18 protein-coding genes are annotated in these 21070 nt (G+C 65.6%); 6 read left to right on the forward strand and 12 right to left on the reverse strand.

Features of this window, described 5'->3' with window-relative positions; translation table 11 throughout:
* Positions 1–458: 458 nt before the first annotated feature.
* The 4 genes from prmC to HL671_RS05335 form a co-directional block, all read right to left on the reverse strand.
* Positions 459–1346 carry a peptide chain release factor N(5)-glutamine methyltransferase gene (gene prmC, locus HL671_RS05320; RefSeq protein ID WP_172235820.1) on the reverse strand — a complete coding sequence of 296 codons (888 nt, stop codon included), beginning with the start codon at positions 1344–1346 and terminating at the stop codon, positions 459–461.
* A 79-nt stretch (positions 1347–1425) separates the two neighbouring features.
* Entirely contained in the window at positions 1426–2511 is a 1086-nt protein-coding gene (gene prfA, locus HL671_RS05325) for a peptide chain release factor 1 (RefSeq protein ID WP_012047342.1), read from the reverse strand.
* 65 nt (positions 2512–2576) lie between these two features.
* Positions 2577–4844: a phosphoenolpyruvate--protein phosphotransferase gene (gene ptsP / locus HL671_RS05330; RefSeq protein ID WP_012047341.1), complete on the reverse strand. Its 2268-nt coding sequence runs from the start codon at positions 4842–4844 to the stop codon at positions 2577–2579.
* Between the two features lie 302 nt (positions 4845–5146).
* The gene (locus HL671_RS05335; protein WP_172235821.1) at positions 5147–6403 is read right to left on the reverse strand and encodes an aspartate kinase; all 1257 of its coding nucleotides are present in this window, start codon (positions 6401–6403) and stop codon (positions 5147–5149) included.
* Positions 6404–6549: 146 nt separating this feature from the next.
* Here HL671_RS05335 and HL671_RS05340 point away from each other — a divergent pair, with 146 nt between their 5' ends.
* The 3 genes from HL671_RS05340 (at position 6550) to HL671_RS05350 (ending at position 9017) form a co-directional block, all read left to right on the forward strand.
* The gene (locus HL671_RS05340; protein ID WP_012047339.1) at positions 6550–7017 is read left to right on the forward strand and encodes a PH domain-containing protein; all 468 of its coding nucleotides are present in this window, start codon (positions 6550–6552) and stop codon (positions 7015–7017) included.
* 47 nt (positions 7018–7064) lie between these two features.
* The gene (gene ubiG / locus HL671_RS05345) at positions 7065–7829 is read left to right on the forward strand and encodes a bifunctional 2-polyprenyl-6-hydroxyphenol methylase/3-demethylubiquinol 3-O-methyltransferase UbiG (RefSeq protein WP_374050092.1); all 765 of its coding nucleotides are present in this window, start codon (positions 7065–7067) and stop codon (positions 7827–7829) included.
* A gap of 288 nt (positions 7830–8117) precedes the next feature.
* The gene (locus tag HL671_RS05350; protein ID WP_012047337.1) at positions 8118–9017 is read left to right on the forward strand and encodes an EamA family transporter; all 900 of its coding nucleotides are present in this window, start codon (positions 8118–8120) and stop codon (positions 9015–9017) included.
* Between the two features lie 7 nt (positions 9018–9024).
* On the opposite strand, the gene HL671_RS05355 is transcribed toward HL671_RS05350, so the two are convergent.
* From HL671_RS05355 to HL671_RS05375, 5 genes are all read right to left on the reverse strand, one after another.
* A complete protein-coding gene (locus HL671_RS05355; RefSeq protein ID WP_172235823.1) occupies positions 9025–9462 on the reverse strand; it encodes an EamA family transporter in 438 nt (145 codons plus the stop codon).
* Positions 9463–9644: 182 nt separating this feature from the next.
* The gene (locus HL671_RS05360) at positions 9645–10127 is read right to left on the reverse strand and encodes a DUF1178 family protein (protein ID WP_012047335.1); all 483 of its coding nucleotides are present in this window, start codon (positions 10125–10127) and stop codon (positions 9645–9647) included.
* Positions 10124–11002 (reverse strand): carbon-nitrogen hydrolase family protein, encoded by an 879-nt coding sequence (locus tag HL671_RS05365; protein WP_172235824.1) that lies wholly within the window; start codon positions 11000–11002, stop codon positions 10124–10126. Before HL671_RS05365 ends, HL671_RS05360 begins: the two co-directional genes overlap by 4 nt.
* Positions 10999–11271, reverse strand: a complete 273-nt coding sequence (grxC, locus tag HL671_RS05370; RefSeq protein WP_012047333.1) for a glutaredoxin 3 — start codon at positions 11269–11271, stop codon at positions 10999–11001. Before grxC ends, HL671_RS05365 begins: the two co-directional genes overlap by 4 nt.
* Positions 11272–11300: 29 nt before the next feature.
* Positions 11301–12104 carry a ComF family protein gene (locus HL671_RS05375; protein ID WP_012047332.1) on the reverse strand — a complete coding sequence of 268 codons (804 nt, stop codon included), beginning with the start codon at positions 12102–12104 and terminating at the stop codon, positions 11301–11303.
* Between the two features lie 77 nt (positions 12105–12181).
* Between HL671_RS05375 and HL671_RS05380 the strand changes: the two genes are divergently transcribed.
* Complete coding sequence (locus HL671_RS05380; RefSeq protein WP_012047331.1) at positions 12182–13027, forward strand: methyltransferase domain-containing protein; 846 nt, start codon at positions 12182–12184, stop codon at positions 13025–13027.
* A gap of 151 nt (positions 13028–13178) precedes the next feature.
* Here HL671_RS05380 and HL671_RS05385 read toward each other — a convergent pair whose 3' ends face one another.
* On the reverse strand, positions 13179–13589 hold the full coding sequence (locus HL671_RS05385) for a (deoxy)nucleoside triphosphate pyrophosphohydrolase (RefSeq protein ID WP_012047330.1): 411 nt from the start codon (positions 13587–13589) through the stop codon (positions 13179–13181).
* Between the two features lie 189 nt (positions 13590–13778).
* Here HL671_RS05385 and HL671_RS05390 point away from each other — a divergent pair, with 189 nt between their 5' ends.
* Entirely contained in the window at positions 13779–15128 is a 1350-nt protein-coding gene (locus tag HL671_RS05390) for a TadE/TadG family type IV pilus assembly protein (protein WP_012047329.1), read from the forward strand.
* A gap of 60 nt (positions 15129–15188) precedes the next feature.
* Here HL671_RS05390 and argJ read toward each other — a convergent pair whose 3' ends face one another.
* Positions 15189–16430, reverse strand: coding sequence for a bifunctional glutamate N-acetyltransferase/amino-acid acetyltransferase ArgJ (gene argJ, locus HL671_RS05395; protein ID WP_012047328.1), 1242 nt, complete (start codon positions 16428–16430; stop codon positions 15189–15191).
* A gap of 372 nt (positions 16431–16802) precedes the next feature.
* Positions 16803–17702: a peptidylprolyl isomerase gene (locus tag HL671_RS05400; RefSeq protein WP_172235825.1), complete on the reverse strand. Its 900-nt coding sequence runs from the start codon at positions 17700–17702 to the stop codon at positions 16803–16805.
* A 394-nt stretch (positions 17703–18096) separates the two neighbouring features.
* On the opposite strand from HL671_RS05400, the gene secA reads away from it, so the two are divergent.
* Positions 18097–20949 (forward strand): preprotein translocase subunit SecA, encoded by a 2853-nt coding sequence (gene secA / locus HL671_RS05405; protein WP_172235826.1) that lies wholly within the window; start codon positions 18097–18099, stop codon positions 20947–20949.
* The last annotated feature ends 121 nt before the right edge of the window (positions 20950–21070 follow it).

Consider the following 21070-nt stretch of genomic DNA (forward strand, 5'->3'; position numbering starts at 1 on the left):
TTGAAATACCGCAGCGGATTTGGCCGCATCTTGCGCGGTCCAAAGGGGCTGGCCCGGCTCATGCCGGTTCCGACCCGTGCCGATCTGATCGACAGCCGATTCTCTCGACAAAAGCGCGTTCAAAACGCGTTCCCCACCCACCAGCCCGTTCGGCCGGCGAACCACGTCATTCAGCCCGCGTGCGCGACATGCGCCACGACAGACCCAGTTTGCTTAGCGTAAGACGTCAAGTGCAAAGTCAGGCTTTCGTTCGCTTTGCAGTCGCGGGCTGCGCAGCCATCCGGCTCTCGCGCTCAACAGATCTGCGTTCTGGAACCAATCGCCCGGCGCGGCTCTCTGGTATCTCTCCGCAGCGGTGTTCCGTGAATACCGCTCAGCGGGGCCTGCGCCGATGCTATGAGCGGAACGTAGTCGCTCCCGGGGGATATTCCAAGAGCTTTTTCTGCAATTACGGGCCTTCAGCGGACCTTTTTTAGACCCCTGACGGCGCGTGGAATACCGGCAAGATCGGCCTTGATGGCCGACGAGTCGATCGCCAGCCGGGCCGCCCTCATCAGCTCTGCGACGTCCTCGCTCTGGCCCTGACCGACCTCCACCACGAGCGTGCCGCCCGGCTGCAGCAGCTGCGCAGCCTGCGGGATCAGCGCCCGATAGGCGTCGAGCCCGTCCGCGCCGCCATCGAGCGCGCGCAGCGGGTCGTAAGCGCGGACGTCGATGGCGAGATCATCGATCTCTCGCGATGGAATGTAGGGCGGGTTCGATACGATCAGGTCAAAGGGCGGCGACAGCGCCGAGGCATAGGAGCCGGCGATGAAGCCGGCGCGATCGCCGAGCCCGAGGATCCGCGCATTGTCCCGTGCGGTCTGAAGCGCCGCGTGGCTGATATCGGTGCCGACGCCATAAGCCGCCGGCAGCTCGGACAACAGCGCCAGCAGGATGGCGCCGGAGCCGGTGCCGAGATCGGCGATGCGCAGCGGCCGCTTCAGGTCGCCGCCGGCGGCGAGATGCTCCAGCGCCAGTTCGACCACGGTCTCGGTGTCCGGCCGCGGCACCAGCGTATCGGCCGACAATTGCAGCTCCAGGCCCCAGAACTCCTTGGTGCCAAGGATGCGCGCCACTGGCTCGCCGGCAAGCCGGCGCTGCATCAGCGCCTCAAGCCATGTAATGTCGGCGGCAGAGAGCGCGCGTTGGCCATGCATGACGAGGCCGGTGAGGTCGAGCTGGAGCGCATGGCCCACCAGCAGCCGCGCATCGAGCTCCGGCGACTCGAGACCCGCAGCAGACAAGCGCGACGCCAGCATACGCCGGGCCGAGTCGATGGTCGCGCCGGCGACGATCTCGGTCATCGCCAAGGTTCCCTCGCCGGGACGACACCGTGGTTGTCGCGACAATGCCGCGAGACGAACAACAGCGTTCGGACGCTCGTCACGCCGCGGCGCCTTGCGCCGCGAGCTGCGCCGCCTGGTGCTCGGTGGTGAGCGCGTCGATCAGTTCGCCCAGCGCTTCGCCGGCGATCACCTGCGGCAGCTTGTAGAGCGTCAGATTGATGCGGTGGTCGGTGACGCGTCCTTGCGGAAAATTATAGGTGCGGATGCGCTCCGAGCGGTCGCCCGATCCGACCTTCTCCTTGCGCTCGGCAGAGCGCGCCGCGTCGACCTTCTGGCGCTCGGCATCGTAGATCCGCGAGCGCAGGATATTCATCGCCGAGGCCCGGTTCTTATGCTGCGAGCGGCTGTCCTGCATCATCACGACGATCCCGGTCGGGATGTGGGTGATGCGGATCGCCGATTCCGTCTTGTTGACGTGCTGGCCGCCGGCGCCTTGCGCGCGCATGGTCTCGATGCGCAAATCGTCCTGCTTGATGTCGACGTCGACCTCCTCGACCTCGGGCAGCACGGCAACCGTCGCGGCCGAGGTATGGATGCGTCCCTGGGTCTCGGTGTCAGGCACGCGCTGCACACGGTGCACGCCGGATTCGAATTTCAGCTTGGCGAAGGCGCCGCGGCCCTGCACCTCGGCGATGATTTCCTTGTAGCCGCCGACCGTGCCCTCGGACGCCGAGATCACCTCGACCTTCCAGCCCTGCAGGGAGGCGAACCGCTCATACATGCGGAACAGGTCGCCGGCGAACAACGAGGCCTCGTCGCCGCCGGTGCCGGCGCGGATTTCGAGCACGACGTTGCGGTCGTCCATCGCGTCCTTCGGCAGCAGTGCGACGCGGATCTTCTGCTCCAGCTCGCCGCGGCGCGCGATCAGCTCGTCGCGCTCGGCCTCGGCCATCGCGCGCATCTCGGCATCGGTGGCCGGGTCCGCGATCAGCGCCTCGGTGTCGGCGAGCTCCTTCACGCCGGCGCGATAGGCCTTCACGGCCTCGATCAGCGGATTGAGCTCGGCGAGCTCGCGGGTGATCTGCACGTAACGGTCGGAATTAACCTGGCCGAGCAGCTCCGCCTCCAGCGAGGCGTGGTGCGCGAGCAGGACATCCAGTTTGGCTTCGGGGAGCGACGACATCGTGCGATCTCAGGACGGCAATAGGGAACATGGGGCTCAGGCGGAGCGGACGCGAGGCAAGCCCGCTACAACGCCAGGCCTTCGCTCTCGGCGAACTCGGTCAGCTTCTGCCGCATCGAGAGGCTGCCCGCCGGCGCGGCCAGCCATTCCGCCATCTTCGCCTCCGCCTTGGCGGCGTCGAGCTCGAGGATCATCGCCTTGACGGGCCCATGCGCGGTGGCCGACAGCGACAGCGAGCGGTAGCCGAGCGCGATCAGCGCCAGCGCGCCGATCGGCTTGGAGGCCATCTCGCCGCACAGCGACACCGACCGCTTGGCGGCCTTGGCCTTGCGCACGATCTGCTGCAAGGCCCGCAGGATCGGCGTCGACAGCGTGTCGAAACGCTCGGACACTTTGGCATTGCCGCGGTCGACCGCGAACAGGAACTGAAACAGGTCGTTCGAGCCCACCGAGATGAAGTCGACCCTCGAGAGCAGCTCGTCGAGCTGATAAAGCAGGGCCGGCACTTCAAGCATGGTGCCGATGTCGACGCGCTCCGGCAGTGTATGGCCATGCTGGCGCAGATAGGTCAGCTCGCGTTCGACGATCGCCTTGGCGGTGTCGAACTCGGCGACCTCCGAGATCATCGGGAACATGATGCGCAGCGAGCGGCCGCCGCCAGCGCGCAGCAGCGCCCGGATCTGACCACGCAGCAGGCCCGGACGATCGAGCCCGAGTCGGATCGCGCGCCAGCCGAGCGCCGGGTTCTCCTCGATCACGGTCTCCATGTAAGGCAGCGCCTTGTCGCCGCCGATGTCGAGCGTCCTGAACGTCACCGGCTTGGTGCCGGCGGCGTCCAGCACACTGCGATACAGCGCAAGCTGGTCGCTCGAGCGCGGCAGGCTGGCTGAGACCATGAACTGCAGCTCGGTGCGGAACAGGCCGATACCGGCGCTGCCGGTGTCCTCGATATGCGGCAGGTCGATGACAAGGCCGGCATTGATCATCAGCTCGACCGGCTGACCGTCCTTGGTGACGCAGGGCTTGTTGCGCAGCTCGCTATATTGCGCCTGGCGGCGGGCGCGGAAACGCACCCGCTCGGCATAGGCCGATTCGATCTCGGCCGAGGGCCGCACATAGATCGAGCCGGAGGTGCCGTCGACGATGATGGCGTCGCCGGGATCGGCGATGCCCGGCGCATTCGGCACCTCGCCCACGGCGGGAATGCCGAGCGCGCGGGCGACGATGGCGACATGCGAGTTGGCGGTGCCTTCCTCCAGCACCAGGCCACGCAGCCGCTTGCGGTCGTAGTCGAGCAGCGCCGCAGGACCCATCGCGCGGGCGATCAGGATCGCATTGTCCGGCAGGTGCTCACGGCTCGGCGCGTGGTCCTGGCCGACCAGCTGGCGCAGCAGCCGATAGCCGAGATCTTCCAGATCGTGCAGGCGCTCGCGCAAATAAGGGTCGGTGGAACGCAGCATGCGGGCGCGGGTGTCGGACTGCACGCGCTCGACGGCGGCTTCCGCGGTGAGGCCGGTCGCGACCGCCTCATGCAGCTTGTGCGACCAGCCCTGGTCGTTGGCGAACATGCGATAGGCTTCGAGCACCTCGCGATGCTCGCCGCCATCGGCGACGTCGCCGCGTTCCAGCATGCGATCGAGATCGGCGCGCAGCTTGACCAGCGCGGCATCGAGCCGCTTGATCTCCTTCGGCAGGTCCTCCGCGATGTAATTGTTGACGACGACGCGCGGCTCGTGGAGCACGACATGGCCGAGCGCGATGCCGTCGGACAGCACGGCGCCGGTCTTGTGGACCGAATGCCGGACCGCCGGCTCGGCACCGGGCTGCGCCAGCGCCGCGAGCTCGCCGGAGGCGATCATCTCGGCGAGCACCATCGCGGTGGTCTGCAGCGCCTCGACCTCTTCCTCGACATAAGTGCGCTTGGCGCGGTTCTGCACCACCAGCACGCCGAGCGTATTGCCGGCGCGCAGGATCGGCACGCCGAGGAAGGAGTGGTAGATCTCTTCGCCGGTCTCCGGGCGATAGGAGAAGGCCGGGTGATTCTGTGCGTCGCTCAGATTGAGCGGGGTCGCCTCGCTGGCGACGAGGCCGACCAGGCCTTCATGCGCACTCAGAACCGTCATGTGGACGGCGTCGCGGTTCAGACCCTCGGTGGCATAAAGTTCGAGCGTATTGTCGACGCGCAGCACATAGACCGAGCAGACCTCCGCGACCATGTTGGCCGCGATCAGCACCACGATCTTGTCGAGCCGCTCCTGTGCCGAGACCTGCTCCGCCATGGTCTCGCGAAGCCGTCTGAGCAGGACGCGGGGGCCTCCCGACGTGCTTCGCATGTGGCACAATCCCCCTTCCTGGGGCCAGCCCGGCGCGGAGCCGGGATCTGGCGCTAAACTCGCGAAATCGAACAGCTTTCTTGATTCGCAGCTGTAGCACGCCAAGAGTGCCGGTTCGAATCAGGACAACCATCACTGAGCACACTTCGCGGCAGCCATCCTGCGAGGCGTATAGCGAATTAGGGCTTGTTTTGCCAAGCAAAACGCCTGCCAAGGAGGGCGGCGTCAACCGCTTTCGCGCACGTCTGCGCGATGTCCCGCTGTTGCGAAACGGGACATCGGGCGCGACGGGGGAGATTATTCTAGGCTTGGTCCAATCCGTAGAGCGTATGCAGCGTGCGGACGGCCAGCTCGGTATAGACGGCGTCGATCAGCACCGAGAACTTGATCTCGGAGGTCGTGATCGCGCGAATATTGATGTTGCGGGCGGCCAGGGCCGCAAAGCCCTTGGCGGCGACGCCGGCATGGCTGCGCATGCCCGAGCCGATCACCGAGACCTTGGCGACGTCGGTCGCGGTATCGAGGCGCTGGTAGCCGATCTTGTCCTTGGCCGCCGCGATCGTCTCGCGGGCCCGGTTATAATCGGTGGCCGGCACCGTGAAGGTCAGATCGGTGGTCTTGCCGTCTTCCGACACGTTCTGCACGATCATGTCGACATTGATGTTGGCATCGGCCAGCGGCCCGAAGATCGAGGCGGCGATCCCGGGCTTGTCCTCGATCTGGCGCACCGAGATCTGGGCCTCGTCCTTGGAGAAGGCGATGCCGGTCACGACGTGATTTTCCATGATTTGTTCCTCGCTGCAGATCAGCGTCCCCGGCGGCTGCTTGGCGTGCGGGTCGATATCCTCGGGCTTGTCGAATGAGGAGCGGACGAAGATCGGCATGTTGTGGACCATGCCCAGTTCCACCGAACGGACCTGCAGGACCTTGGCGCCCTGGGAGGCCAGTTCCAGCATGTCCTCGAAGGCGATCTTGTCGAGCCGCTTGGCCTTCGGCACGACCCTGGGATCGGTGGTGTAGACGCCGTCGACGTCGGTATAGATGTCGCAGCGGTTGGCCTTGATGGCGGCGGCGATCGCGACCGCCGAGGTGTCGGAGCCGCCGCGGCCCAGCGTGGTGATTCGATTGGTGGCGGGATTGATGCCCTGGAAGCCGGCGATGACCGCGACCTCCTTGCGCTCCTGGAAGCGCTGAATCAGCTCGGAGCCGTCGATGTCGACGATGCGCGCCGAAGCATGCGCGTCGCTGGTCTTGATCGGGATCTGCCAGCCCTGCCAAGAGCGGGCCTGGATGCCCATGCTCTGCAGCACGATGGCCAGCAGGCCGGACGTGACCTGCTCGCCCGAGGCCACCACGGCGTCATATTCCCGCGCATCGTGCATCGGCGACGCCTCGGTGCACCAGGCGACCAGTTCGTTGGTCTTGCCGGACATCGCCGAGACCACGACGGCGACCTCGTGGCCGGCGTCGACCTCGCGCTTCACGTGGCGGGCGACATTGCGGATGCGGTCGATGTTGGCGACGGAGGTGCCGCCGAATTTCAGCACGAGGCGACCCATGACGACGCGCCCATTCCCATCAGGAGGATAAGTTGACCGGCCCTGCGCGAAACCGGAGGCGCGCCAGCCGAAACGCGCGTATACATAGCGGCGCGGCCCGGGGCAAGACGGTTCCTGGTGGTGTTGGAGTGGGCTAGAGGCGGAGTATGGCGCGTTACATCGACGAAATCCTGCAACCCGGCGAGAAGGTGCTGTATTCCACCAATGCACACTGGATGTTCTACCTGCCCGCCATCGGCGCCTGGATCGTGGCCTTCGCGCTGGTCATCCTGTCCCGCACGACCGTCAACGATAATCTGACGATGCTCTGTCTGGCTTCGGCCGCCGTCATCGCCGTGGTCGCGCTGTATTGGACGGTCCGCGCCTGGTTCCACCGGCTGACCACCGAGACCGACGTCACCAACCGCCGGGTCGTCCACAAAACCGGCTTCATCCGCCGCCGGACCTTCGAAATGGCCCTCGACAAGGTCGAGAGCGTCGACGTCAACCAGACCATCATGGGCCGGCTTCTCAATTACGGCGACGTTACCATCTTGGGTGTCGGTGAGGGCAGGGAGACCATCTCGACCATTGCCGAGCCGCTGGCGTTCCGCAACGCCATCACCGCGCGTTAGGCCGATACGACGCGTCAGGTCAGATCATTGAGTATTCAGCGATGACAATGCCTCAGGATTCCCACAGCACCTCCGTTCCTCCGGGCTCGACCGTCGATCCGGCCGAGATCGCGAAGTTCTCGAAACTGTCTGAGACCTGGTGGGACCCCAAGGGCAAGATGGCGCCCCTGCACAAAATCAATCCGTTGCGCCTGACCTATATTCGCGATGCCGCCTGCCGGAAATTCGAGCGCAATGCCAAGAGCCTGAACTGCCTGTCGGGCTTGCGCATGCTCGACATCGGCTGCGGCGCGGGCCTGTTGTGCGAGCCATTCACGCGGCTGGGCGCCCAGGTCGTCGGCGTCGATCCGTCGCCCAGCAACATTGCCGCCGCCAGGCTGCACGCGGAAAAGGGCCATCTGTCGATCGACTATCGCTGCACCACGATCGAGGACATGGATCCGCGCGAGCGCTTCGACATCGTGCTGGCGATGGAGGTGGTCGAGCACGTTACCGACGTCGGCGCCTTCCTCAGCCGCTGTGCCGCGGTGCTGAAGCCGGGCGGCATGATGGTGGTCTCGACCCTGAACCGCAACTGGAAGAGTTTTGCCCTCGCCATCGTCGGCGCCGAATATGTGCTGCGCTGGCTGCCGCGCGGAACGCATGAATGGAGCAAATTCGTCACCCCGGATGAGCTGACGAAATACCTGCTCGACAATCGCCTCGTCATCACCGAGCAGAGCGGCGTCGTCTACAGCCCGTTCGCCGACCGCTGGAGCCTGTCGACCGACATGGACGTGAACTACATGGTCGTCGCCGAGCAGATGGTGTAGCCCGGCCGTTCGCTTCGGCCGCTGGCGAGAATATAGACGTAGTACATGGCCACACCATCGCGTGGAGGGACCGCCCAAGAACAACGGGAGCCGGTGGTTATGGGTCCCTGCGTTCGCAGGGACGACACCGTCATTGTAGCGCGATTGTACCATAGCGACCCGAGTTTGGCCGGCCATCCCGCCGCGATCTGCAATCCTGACATGCGGCTGAATTTCCGCCTGCACGGTTGACCCGGCGCGCCCCGCTGGTCACGGTGGCCGTCCCTCACCGCCGCGCAGTCGCCCCGAATGTTGTCCGTCGCCTCGCTCTGGATTCCCTTCACGCTGGTCGCTGCCGCCGGTCAGGTCGCGCGCAATGCGATGCAGCGCTCGTTGACGGCCAAGCTCGGCACCTGGGGCGCGACCAATATCCGCTTCCTGTTCGGTTTCCCGTTCTCGCTGGTGTTCCTGGCCGCGGTGCTGCTGGCCACGGGGGACCATCTGCGCTGGCCTCCGGCTCTGTTCTGGCCGTGGCTGCTGCTCGGCGCGCTCAGCCAGATCGTCGGCACCGGACTGATGTTGCTGGCCATGACCGACCGGTCCTTCGTGGTGACCACGGCCTATCTGAAGACGGAGGCGATCCAGACCGCCATCTTTGGCTTTGTCTTTCTCGGCGACCCGCTCTCGCTGCCGAAGGTGATTGCGATCCTGATCGCCACCATCGGCGTCGTGATCACCGCGCTGCGGCCCGGTGGCGACAAGAGCTTTGCGGAGCTGAAGCCGACCGTCACCGGTTTGGTGGCTGCGGCGGCGTTTGCGCTCTCGGCGGTCGGCTTTCGTGGCGCCATCATCAACGTCCAAGGCGTCTCCTTCGTCACCGCGGCGTCGACCACGCTGGTCTGGGGCCTGTTCGCGCAGACGGCGATCCTCACCATCTATCTGCTGGCGCGCGCGCCGGACATCCTGCGCGGCATCCTGTCGCTGTGGCGGCCATCGATGATGGCTGGCTTCATCGGCGCCTTCGCCTCGCAATTCTGGTTCCTGGCCTTTGCGCTGACGGCGGCGGCCAACGTCCGCACCCTGGCGCTGGTCGAGGTGCTGTTCGCACAGGGCGTGTCCTACTACTCGTTCAAGCAGCCAGTGTCGCTGCGCGAGGTCTGCGGCATCGTGCTGATCGTCGGCGGCGTGGCGCTGCTGATCGCGGTGTAGTCAGCCCTCAGCTCTTGATGGCGATCAGCACGGCACCGCAGGCGATCAGCCCGATGCCGATCCAGCCCTGCAGGCTGGGGCGCTCGCCGAGAAAGACGACGCCGAACAGGGCGACCAGCACGACGCTGAGCTTGTCGATCGGTGCCACCAATGTGGCGGGGCCGAGCTTCAGGGCGCGGAAGTAGCACAGCCAGGACGCGCCGGTACCGAGCGCGGACAGGGCCAGGAAGATCCAGCTCTTTGTGGAAATCGGGCCGGGACTCGTGAGCTGGCCGGTCGTGAACAGGATCAGCGCCAACGTCACCAGCACGATCGCGGTGCGGATCAGCGTCGCGAGATCGGAGTTGATGCCCTCCACGCCGACCTTGGCGAAGATTGCGGTGAGCGCGGCGAAGAATGCCGAGAGGAGCGCCCAGAGCTGCCAGGAGGAGGAGAGAGGAGACATCGTCATCTCGCGGAAAACGGTCGTCGTTCAAGCCGAACTGTCTCGACCGTCATTGCGAGCGCAGCGAAGCAATCCAGGGCTGCGGGCGGGACTCTGGATTGCTTCGCTGCGCTCGCAATGACGAAGTGCGAATTGACGGAACGCAAAACTGAATGCGCCGCTGATGATCGACGCGCCTCGCCTCAGTTCCGATCATCCGGCAGCACCGGGATCGGTGCGACTTCGATGCCTTCCTCGATCAGTTCGCGCGCTTCCTCGATGGACGCCTCGCCATAGATCGGCCGGTGCTCGGTCTCGCCGTAATGCATCTTGCGCGCCTCGGTCGGGAAGCGCTCGCCGACATCGTCGGCATTCTTGACGATATGGTCGCGCAGCTCCTTGAGCTTGGCGCGCAGCTCGCGCTCCTGCGCCATCAACAGCGAGGTCGGTCCGGGCGGGATCACCTCCGGGGCCGGCGCGGGCACCGGGGCGGCCGGCACCGGCGCAGCGTCGCGGCCCTTCTTGCTGACGATGCGCGGCGCCATGATCGCCTTCTCGACCTTGGTCGAGCCGCAGGTCGGGCATTCCACCAGCTTGCGCTTCACCTGGGACTCGTAAGCCGAGGAGCTCTGAAACCAGCTTTCGAACGTATGATCACGCTCGCAGCGCAAGGCGTAGCGGATCATGCCGAGCCCCGCACCAGGTGCAGATGATCCGGCCCCGCTTTGGGATCGGCGATGCCGAACCGGCGGCCATGCTGCAGCGAAGGGATGGTCTGGCGGACGGTCTCGACGCGCGCCGGGTCGATCCGCGCCACGATGACGCCGGGTTCGACGCCGCCCTCGGCGAGGATCTCGCCCCAGGGATCGATGATCAGCGAGTGTCCGAAGGTCTCGCGCTTGTTCTCGTGCAGGCCGCATTGCGCGGCGGCGAACACGAAGCAGCCGGTCTCGATCGCGCGCGCGCGCAACAGCGTGTGCCAATGCGCCTCGCCGGTTTTGCGGGTGAAGGCCGAGGGCACGCTGATGAAGGAGGCGCCGCTCTCGGCCAGCGCGCGATACAGCGCCGGGAAGCGGACATCGTAGCAGATCGTCAGTCCCAGCCGGCCCCACGGCAGATCCGAGATCACGGCGGTCTCGCCGGGCTGGTAATTGGCGGATTCGCGATAGCTCTCGCCGCCGGGCAGGTCGATGTCGAACATGTGGATCTTGTCGTAGCTCGCCAGCACAGTGCCGTCGGGCCCGATCAGGAACGAGCGGTTCACCGCCTTCTCATCCGAGAAGCGCAGCGCCAGCGATCCGATATGCAGATGGATACCCAGCTCCTTGGCCAGCGCGCGATAGGCCTTCAGCGAGGGATCGTCCTCCTCGCTCTTGAGCTGCGCGAACAATGCCGTCCGGTTGAGCTGCATCATGTTGCTCACTTCGGGCGTCTGAACATATTCGGCGCCCTGCGCGACCGCTTCCCGGATCAGCCTGGTGCCCTGCTCGAGGCTCGGCTCGGGCAGCAGCGCGGTGCGCATCTGCATCATGGCGGCGGTAAAGCTGCGGTCATTGCTCATGATGTCGTCTCTCCGGCCAGCATGGCGTCGAGCTTGCCTTCGCGATCGAGCGCATAGAGATCGTCGCAGCCGCCGACATGGGTCGTCCCGATGAAGATCTGCGGAAAGGTCGAGCCGGGTCCGACCCGATCATACATCTTCTGCCGGATCGTCGGATCCTTGCCCGCGTCGTGCTCGGTGAAAGGGACGTTCTTGCGGGTCAGGAGCGATTTGGCAGCGGTGCAGTAGCCGCACCCCGGACGGGTATAGATTTCAATCGCAGCGGTCATGTCGCGCTCAGCTGTTACGGAACGTTGGATTATATGGGAGCGCGGGGCGCATCGACAACCCGGGCGAAGACCAGCACGCTGACCTCGGCCGCCTTGGCGCGCAGCAGCGCGCGGGCGCAGGCATCGACCGTCGCGCCGGTGGTCAGGACATCGTCGACGATCACGATGCGGCGCCCCTGCACCTCGTGCAGACGGTCTGGGGATACCTGGAATGCACCCTGCACATTGCTGCTGCGCTGGGACCGCGACAACCCGACCTGCTGCGCGGTGGCCCGGACGCGGCGCAGCGCATCGCCCTGGAGTCTGACGCCGCTGCAGCGGGCGATCACCCGCGCCAGCGCGCCGGACTGGTTGTAGCGGCGGCTGAAGCCGCGCTGCCAGTGCAGCGGCACGGGGACCAGGAGATCCGCATCCGCCAGCAGTTCGCGGCCCGCGCGCGCCATCCAGCGCCCCATGATCGGCGCCAGATCGGTACGATCCTGATATTTCAGTTGATGCACCAGGGTGCGCGCGACCTCGTCATAGCGCACGGCGGCGCGCGCCTTGGCATAGGCCGGCGGCGCCGCGATCGCCTCCATCGACAGCAACTCGGGGCCGGGATCGTACACGAAGGGGATGCCGAGCTTCGGGCAGTAGGGCCGCTCGATGAACGACAATTTGCCCCAGCACGCCGCGCAGACGCCTTCGCCATCCACCGGCTCGCGACAGGAGATGCAAAGAGTCGGCAGGGCAATGTCGAGCGCGAGCTTGGCGATGTGGGCGAAGGCGCCCCGCGCCGCATGGGCGGCAGGACCGAGTCGTCTGATGCTGATCGGAGCAAAGTTGAGGCCCATGCATTGAGGCTAGCCGCGCACTTGGTTTGGCTCAAGCGCGCATTGCCCGGTCGGCAGGATCGTCGTAACCAGCCGCCATGACCCAGCCTGCCACCGCTCCCGTTCTGTTCGATCGACGCCTGCTTGCGCTGAGGCAGCGCCGGGCAGCAGGCGCGCCGGAGACGTTCCTGCTGGAGCGCGTCGCCGAGGATCTCGGAGATCGGCTTGCCGCGGTGAACCGGTCCTTTACGGCAGCCGCCGATGTGTGGACGCCCGGCGCCGGCCTCAAGCCGCTTCTGACGGACCCTATGGCGCAGCTGGTGCATCTCGCGGCACCCGAGACGGCCGATGAGACGCTGCCGCTGGCGCCGCATTCGCTCGATCTCGCGCTGTCGGCGCTGGCGTTCCAGTTCGTCAATGATCTCCCCGGCGTGCTCGCGCAGATCCGCCGCGCCTTGCGCCCCGATGGGCTGTTGCTCGCGGCGATGATCGGCGGCGATACGCTGACCGAGCTCAGGCAATCCTTTGCCGCCGCCGAGGCCGAATGCGAGGGCGGCGTCTCGCCGCGCGTCGCGCCGTTCGCCGATCTGCGCGACATTGGCGGCCTGTTGCAGCGCGCCGGCTTTGCGCTGCCGGTCACGGACGTCGATCGTGTCGTCGTCCGCTATGCCAGCGCGTTCGGGCTGATGCATGATCTGCGCCGCATGGGGGCCGCCAACAGCCTGGTCGAGCGCCGCCGCACGCCGCTGCGCCGCGCCACCTTGCTGCGTATGGCCGAGATCTATTCCGAACGCTTCGCCGATGCCGATGGCCGCATCCGCGCCACCTTCGATATCATCTGGATCTCCGGCTGGGCGCCGCATGAAAGCCAGCAGAAGCCGCTGAAGCCGGGCTCGGCGACGGCAAGCCTGGAGGCGGCGGTGAAGCGAACGCCGCGGGAATGATCGCACTGCTCGTCATCGCCGGGCTTGACCCGGCGATCCATCGTCTTCGGAACTGATGGATGCGCGGGCCTTCGCCGCGCCGAAGGGGCTTCGGCCCCGCAGGCGGGTCAAGCCCGCGCATGACGACTGGGGATAGGCAAATCGCCGTGCCTCACAGCAACAGATCAATCAGATGCGGCAGCAGCGGAATGTCCGCCGGTGGCATCGGATAGTCGCGCAGCTTGTTGGGCCGCACCCAGGCCAATTGCTGGCCCTCGCGCGCGGTCACCACGCCTTCCCAGCGCCGGCAGATGTAGAGCGGCATCAGCAGATGGAATGTCTCATAGGCGTGGCTCGCGAAGGTCAGCGGCGCCAGACAGGCTTCGCGCACGGTGATGCCGAGCTCCTCGTCGAGCTCGCGGATCAGGCTGGCCTCCGGCCGTTCGCCGGGCTCGAGCTTGCCGCCGGGAAACTCCCAGAGTCCGGCCAGGGCCTTGCCGGCGGGGCGCTGGGCCAGAAGGACGCGATTGTCGGCATCGACCAGCGCGCAGGCGACCACGAGGGTGAGTTTCAAGTCAGGCATGATCCGGTCGGGCGAGGTGGCAACGCATCACGGCATGATCGCATGCGTGAGCTGCGTCTGTTGAGGGAATCTTAACCTAGGCGGTTTCGTGCCGTGTTTCCACGATTGAGATAAGCCAACCTTAATCGGCCCATGCGTATTTTCACGGGAGAACGCCGTGACCCCATCATGGTTCGTTAGGCATCCTTCATGCGCATGTTATCGAGTCTGCTCGCCCGCTTCCGCAGCGACATCCAGGGCAACGTCGCGGTGACGTTCGCCATCGTCTGCGTGCCGCTGATCACGGCGGTCGGTTGCGGCGTCGATTACAGCCGGGCGAACCAGCTGCGCGCCAAGTTGCAATCAGCGGTGGACGCCGCCTCGGTCGGAGCGGTGTCGCGGACGTCGCCGGCCTTCATCGCCGCTGGCGCGATGACCGCGGACGGCATCATCACTGCCGGCAATGACGATGCCCGCAATATCTTCAACGGCAACATGAACGGCACCACCGGCTACACGCTGAACAGCGTCACGCCTGAGGTGAAGAAGACCGGCTCGGTACTGACCGCAACCGTGTCGTTCTCGGCGAGCGTGCCGATGATGTTCATGAACATCGTCGGGATCAAGACGATGACGTTGCAGGGCATGTCGAAGGCGACCGCCTCGATGCCGAAATATATCGACTTCTATCTGCTGCTCGACAACTCGCCTTCGATGGGCGTGGCGGCGACGCCCGACGACGTCACCAAGATGGTCAACGCGACCTCGGATGCGAAGTATGGCAGCAACCGCTATTGTGCCTTCGCCTGCCACGACTACAACGATTCGAACAACTTCTATAATCTCGCGAAGAGCATCGGCGTCACGACGCGGATCGACGTTCTGCGCAGCGCCACCCAGCAGCTGATGGATACGGCCACGCAGACCCAGACCTATCCCAATCAGTTCCGCATGGCGATCTATGATTTCGGCGCGGCGTCGAAGACGATCGGCCTGCGCGCTCTGTTCGCGCTGTCGGCCAATCTGTCGAGCGCCAAGAGTGCCGCAGGAAATATCGACCTGATGGGCGTCTACGGCAACAACGATGCCTATACCGCCGACAAGGACACGCCGTTCACGGCGGTCTTTCCGGCCGTCAACAATGAGATCTCGACGCCGGGCGATGGCACCACGGGATCACCGCTGAAATATCTGTTCTTCGTGTCCGACGGCGTTGCCGACGAAAGCAATGCGGCGTGCCTGAAGCCCAAGGCAAGCGGCAATCGCTGCCAGTCGCCGATCAACCCGGCGCTCTGCACCACGCTGAAGAACCGCGGCATCAAGATCGCGGTGCTCTATACGACCTATCTGCAGCTGCCGACCAACAGCTGGTACATGAGCTGGATCGATCCCTTCAACAAAGGGCCGTTCGGCCCGTCGCCGAACAGCGAGATCGCGCAGAACATGCAGGCCTGCGCTTCGCCCGGCTTCTATTTCGAGGTGTCGCCGACACAGGGCATCGCCGACGCCATGAATGCGCTGTTCAAGAAGGCGGTGGCGGACGCGCGCATTTCGAGCTGACCCAGCAATCATCCCGGGACGGCCGAGCCCGGCCCGGGATCTGTTGCAGAGCGTGGAAAGCTACGAGCGGTAGTCGCCGTTGATCGCGACATACTCCTTGGTCAGGTCGCAGGTCAGCACGCGGTCGCGGCCCTTGCCGAGGCCGAGCGCGACCTTGATCTGAATGGTCTGCGCCTTCATCGCATTCGACACTTCCGTCTCGTCATAGGACGGATCGCGCGCGCCCTTCGACGCGACGCGGATGCCGTTGAACGAGATCGACAGCTTGTCGCGATCGGCCGGCTCGCCAGCCTTGCCGACGGCCATCACGACGCGGCCCCAATTGGCGTCCTCGCCGGCGATCGCGGTCTTCACCAGCGGCGAGTTGGCGATCGACATCGCGATCCTGCGCGCCGACTGCTTGGTCTTGGCGCCTTCGACGATGATCTCGACCAGCTTGCGCGCGCCCTCGCCGTCACGCGCCACCTGCTCGGCGAGATCGGCCAGCACGGCGTTGAACGCCTTCACGAAGGCCTTGGCGTTGGGATCGCTGATGCGGCTGATCTTCGGTGCGCCCTTGGCGGCGGCGGCGCCGGTGGCGAAGGCAAGCAGCGTGTCGGAGGTCGAGGTGTCGCCGTCGATCGTCACGGCGTTGAAGGTGTCCTCGACGCCGGCCTTGAGCAGCGCCTGCAGCGCGGGCGCCGTGATCGGCGCGTCGGTGAAGATGAAGGACAGCATCGTCGCCATATCAGGCGCGATCATGCCGGCGCCCTTGGCCATGCCGTTGATCGTCACCTTGGCCTTGCCGAGCTTGACGGTGGCGGTCGCGACTTTCGGGAACGTGTCGGTGGTCATGATGGCGCGCGCGGCGCCCATCCAGTCCTCCGCGTCAGCGGTCCCGGCGAGACCTTCGAGCACGCCGTCGAATTTGGTGGCATCCAGCGGCTCGCCGATCACGCCGGTCGAAGCGAGGAAGATCTCGTCCTGCTTGCAGCCGACCGCCTTGGCGGCGATCGCCGCGGTCAGCGCCGTCGACTGCTTGCCGGTCTTGCCGGTGAAGGCATTGGCATTGCCGGAATTGACGACCAGCGCGCGCGCCTTGCCGCCCTTCAATTTGGCGCGGCACCATTCGACCGGCGCCGACGGGCATTTGGATTTGGTGAATACGCCCGCGACGGTGGTGCCGGGATCCAGCAGCGCCAGCAGCACGTCGGTGCGGTTCTTGTAGCGGATGCCGGCCGCGGCGGTGGCGAGCCTGACGCCGGCAAGCGCCGGCATGTCGGGGACGTCGGTCGGGGCGAGCGGGGAGACGGCTGAGGACATCGAGAGGCTTCCGACAGGGAATGAGCGGGAAGCGCTCTGTATCATCTCGCTTGTCGTTGGGGGAGTGGATGTTGCCACGTCAACAGCTGCCAACGTCGCTGCGGCAAACTCAGTGTCACCCTCCCCTGGAGGGGGAGGGTCGGCGCGTGTCGCGATAGCGATACGCGCCGGGGTGGGGTGAAGCCACGGGCACCGGCGCGCATGGAGAGATCACCCCACCCCGCCTCGCATCTCGCTTCGCTCGTTGCGACCCTCCCCCTCCAGGGGAGGGTGGCGGCAGGCTTTAGTCGGGACGACACCTTTTGTGACGCGAAGGTGACGACCCTGACGCGACGACAGCGTGTCGCGCCTCAAGCCAAGCGGCCTCGCCGCTTACTTCTTCGCCGGCTCGGCCGGCTTCGCGTCTGCCGGCTTGGCGGCGTCGGCGGCCGGCTTGTCCAGACGCTCGATCTTGGCGGCCTCGCGCAGCTTGCTGACATAGTCGGCCTGGGCCTTGCGGGTGACATAGGTCTCGATCTGGCTCTTGACCTGGTCGAACTCCGGCGGCTTGCGGTTGCGCTTTTCCTCGACCTTGATGATGTGCCAGCCGAACTGGGTCTTCACCGGGTCCGAGATCTTGCCCGGCTCCAGCGCGAATGCCACGTTGGCGAATTCCGGCACCATCTGCTCCTTGGTGAAGAAGCCGAGATCGCCGCCATCGGAGGCGCCGGGGTCCTTGGACTTCTTCTTGGCGAGTTCGGCGAAGTCGCCGCCCTTGGCGAGCTCGGCCTTGACGGCCTTGGCCTCGTCCTCGGTCTCGACCAGGATGTGGCGGGCATGCACTTCCTGCTCGCCGCCGATCTGCTTGGAGGCCTCCTCATAGACCTTCTTCATCGCGTCCGGCGTGGTCGCGGCCTTGCCCTCGCTGGCGAGCAGGCTGTCCATCAGCAGGCGGTTGCGGGTGAAGGCAAGGCGCTTCTTGAACTCCTCGCTGTCGGCGACCTTCTTGTCCTCGGCCGCCTTGGCGACGAGCTTCATGTCGATGAGGAACGACAGCACGTTGTCGTCCTTGGTCGCCGGATCCATCTGCGCGAGGCTCGGCCCGAGTTCCTCCTCGGCGAGCGTCACGTCGCTCTTGCGGATTTCGGCGCCGTTCACCTTGGCCAGCACCGGGTTGGCATCGTCAGCCGCGCGTGCCGGGGCGACCAGCAGGGACAATGCGAGACTGCCGGCGAGAGCGGTGGCAAGGCCGAAGCGCAGGCCGGTTTTCGTAACCGGGAACGACGTGGTCATGGAAAATCCTTGTCTTGGAAGAGGGGGCTCCAGGGGCGTGGCCTCAGGGCGGCGGGGACACTCGCCCAATCGCGATGCCTTGGCAACGCGAAAAGTCTGTCAATTTCGTGAAATCGGCGACAGGTTTGGGGCTGATGTCCCGGTGTCGGGCGCCGTTGACAACGTTCCCCCCCAGCCATATCTCTCCCCGATCGCTGCAAGGGCGATAGCGCTTATTTTGCTGCGTTTTTGGCCGTTGAACCCTGGTTTGCTCGTCTCCCACTCATCTGACGGCCGCCCCCCGGCGCCGACGTTCGAGCCTGGCGCGGGTGCTGCGGTGCATCACGTCGGGAACAGCAAACCCAAAGCATGAGTTACGGCTGCAACGCAGACCCATAGAGGCAGGATTTCAGCAATGATCGGCGCGCTCGCCCGTAAGCTTTTCGGCTCCGCCAATGACCGTCGCGTCAAGGGTTACCAGGCCCGTGTCAACGCCATCAACGCGCTGGAGCCGGAGCTCGCCAAGCTGACCGACGAGCAGCTGAAGGCGCGCACCGCGGAGTTCAAGGCGCAGCTCGCCGAGGGCAAGACGCTCGACGACATCCTGGTCCCGGCCTTCGCCACCGTCCGCGAGGCCTCCAAGCGCACCCTCGGCCAGCGCCATTTCGACGTCCAGCTGATCGGCGGCATGGTGCTGCACGAGGGCGACATCGCCGAGATGAAGACCGGTGAAGGCAAGACGCTGGTGGCCACCCTCGCCGTCTACCTCAACGCGCTGGCCGGCAAGGGCGCCCACGTCGTGACGGTGAATGATTACCTCGCCCGGCGCGACGCCGGCTGGATGAGCCAGATCTACGGCTTCCTCGGCCTGACCACCGGCGTGATCGTCCACGGCCTCGACGATGCCGAGCGCAAGTTGGCCTATGCCTGCGACATCACCTACGGCACCAACAACGAATACGGCTTCGACTATCTGCGCGACAACATGAAGTACCGGCTGGAGGACATGGTCCAGCGCGGGCACTATTTCGCCATCGTCGACGAGGTCGACTCCATCCTGATCGACGAGGCGCGCACGCCGCTGATCATCTCCGGCCCGCTCGACGACCGCTCCGACTTCTACAACACCATCGACACCTTCGTGCCGAAGCTCGACAAGTCCGACTACGATGTCGACGAGAAGCAGCGCACGGTGACCTTGACCGAAGCCGGCATGGAGAAGATCGAGACCCTGCTGCGCGACGCCGGTCAGCTCAAGGGCGAGTCGCTCTACGACGTCGAGAACGTCTCCGTCGTCCACCACATCAACCAGGCGCTGCGCGCCCACACGCTGTTCACCCGCGACAAGGACTATATCGTCCGCGACGGCGAGGTCGTGATCATCGATGAGTTCACCGGCCGCATGATGCCGGGCCGGCGCTATTCGGAGGGCCTCCACCAGGCGCTCGAGGCCAAGGAGCACGTCCAGGTCCAGCCGGAGAACCAGACGCTGGCCTCGATCACCTTCCAGAACTATTTCCGCATGTACGAGAAGCTCGCCGGCATGACCGGCACGGCCGCCACCGAGGCGGACGAGCTGTTCGACATCTACAAGCTCGAGGTCGTGGAGATCCCGACCAACCTGCCGGTCGCGCGCCTCGACGAGGACGACGAGGTCTACCGCACCCAGCAGGAGAAATACGCCGCCATCCTGGCCGAAATCGAGCGCGCGAATTCCCGCCTGCAGCCGGTGCTGGTCGGCACCGCCTCGATCGAGAAGTCGGAAGTGCTGGCCGCCTATCTCAAGCAGCACGGCTACAAGCAGATCGATTTCGGCAGCGAACGTGCGCTCGACAAGCTCTATGCGGCGGCCCGCGCCGGCAAGCCGGCGAAGCTGTTTGCGGTGCTGAATGCGCGCTTCCACGAGCAGGAGGCCTATATCGTGGCCGAAGCCGGCGTGCCCGGCGCGATCACGATCGCGACCAACATGGCGGGACGCGGCACCGACATCAAGCTCGGCGGCTCCTTGGAGATGCGCATCCAGCAGGAGACGGCCGGGATCACCGACGAGACGGAGAAGGCCGCCAAGATCGAGCAGATCAAGGCCGACATCGCACGCTTCCGCGAGATCGTGCTGAAGGCCGAGGAGACGGTCGAGATCGAGCCGGCCAAGGGCTCCAAGCCGGCCAAGACGGTGGTCAAGCCGGGCGGCCTCTACATCATCGGCTCCGAGCGCCACGAATCCCGCCGCATCGACAACCAGCTGCGCGGCCGTTCCGGCCGCCAGGGCGATCCCGGCCGCTCGAAGTTCTTCCTGTCCCTGGAAGACGATCTGATGCGGATCTTCGGCTCCGACCGGCTCGACAGCATGCTGACCCGGCTCGGCCTGAAGGAAGGCGAGGCCATCATCCATCCGTGGATCAACAAGGCGCTGGAGAAGGCTCAGCAGAAGGTCGAGGCGCGCAACTTCGACATCCGCAAGAACCTCCTGAAGTTCGACAACGTCCAGAACGACCAGCGCAAGGTGATCTTCGACCAGCGCGTCGAGCTGATGCAGGACGAGAGCGTCGCCGAGACCATCGCCGACATGCGCCACGCCTTCATCGACGACCTCGTCAGCAAGCACGTGCCCGAGCATGCCTATGCCGAGCAGTGGGACGTGGCCGGGCTGAAGGAGGAGCTGAAGCGCGTGCTCGACATCGAGCTGCCGGTCGACGAATGGGCCAAGGAAGAAGGCATCGCCGACGAGGAGCTGCTCAAGCGCATCGAGACCTATGCCGACGAGCGCATGGCCGCCAAGGTCGGGCAGTGGGGCCCGGATGTGATGCGCTACGTCGAAAAGACGATCCTGCTGCAGACGCTCGATCATCTGTGGCGCGAACATCTGGTCATGCTCGACCATCTGCGCCAGGTGATCGGCCTGCGCGGCTATGGCCAGCGCGACCCGCTGCAGGAGTACAAGTCGGAAGCCTTCACGCTGTTCGAGGCGATGATCGCGCATTTGCGCGAGGCGGTCACCGCGCAACTGATGCGGGTCGAGATCGTGCCGCCCGAGGAGCAGCAGCCGGTGCTGCCGCCGATGCAGGCGCATCACGCCAACCCGACCACCGGCGAGGACGAGATGGCCTTTGCCAACGTCTCCCTGGTGCCGTCCTCCGGCGCCGCTCCGGTCCCCGCCGAAGCGCGCAATCCGAACGACCCCTCGACCTGGGGCAAGGTCGGCCGCAACGAGGACTGCCCCTGCGGCTCCGGCAAGAAGTACAAGCACTGCCACGGCCGCTACGCGTAAGCGCGGCCGCAGCATTCTCCATCGTCATTGCGAGCGGCAGCGAAGCAATCCAGAGTCCCGCCCACGACTCTGGATTGCTTCGCTCGCAGTGACGTTGTTGGTGGAGCTGTTTGCCAAACTA

It is taken from the genome of Bradyrhizobium denitrificans (assembly GCF_013179005.1).
Taxonomy (GTDB): Bacteria; Pseudomonadota; Alphaproteobacteria; order Rhizobiales; family Xanthobacteraceae; genus Bradyrhizobium; species Bradyrhizobium denitrificans.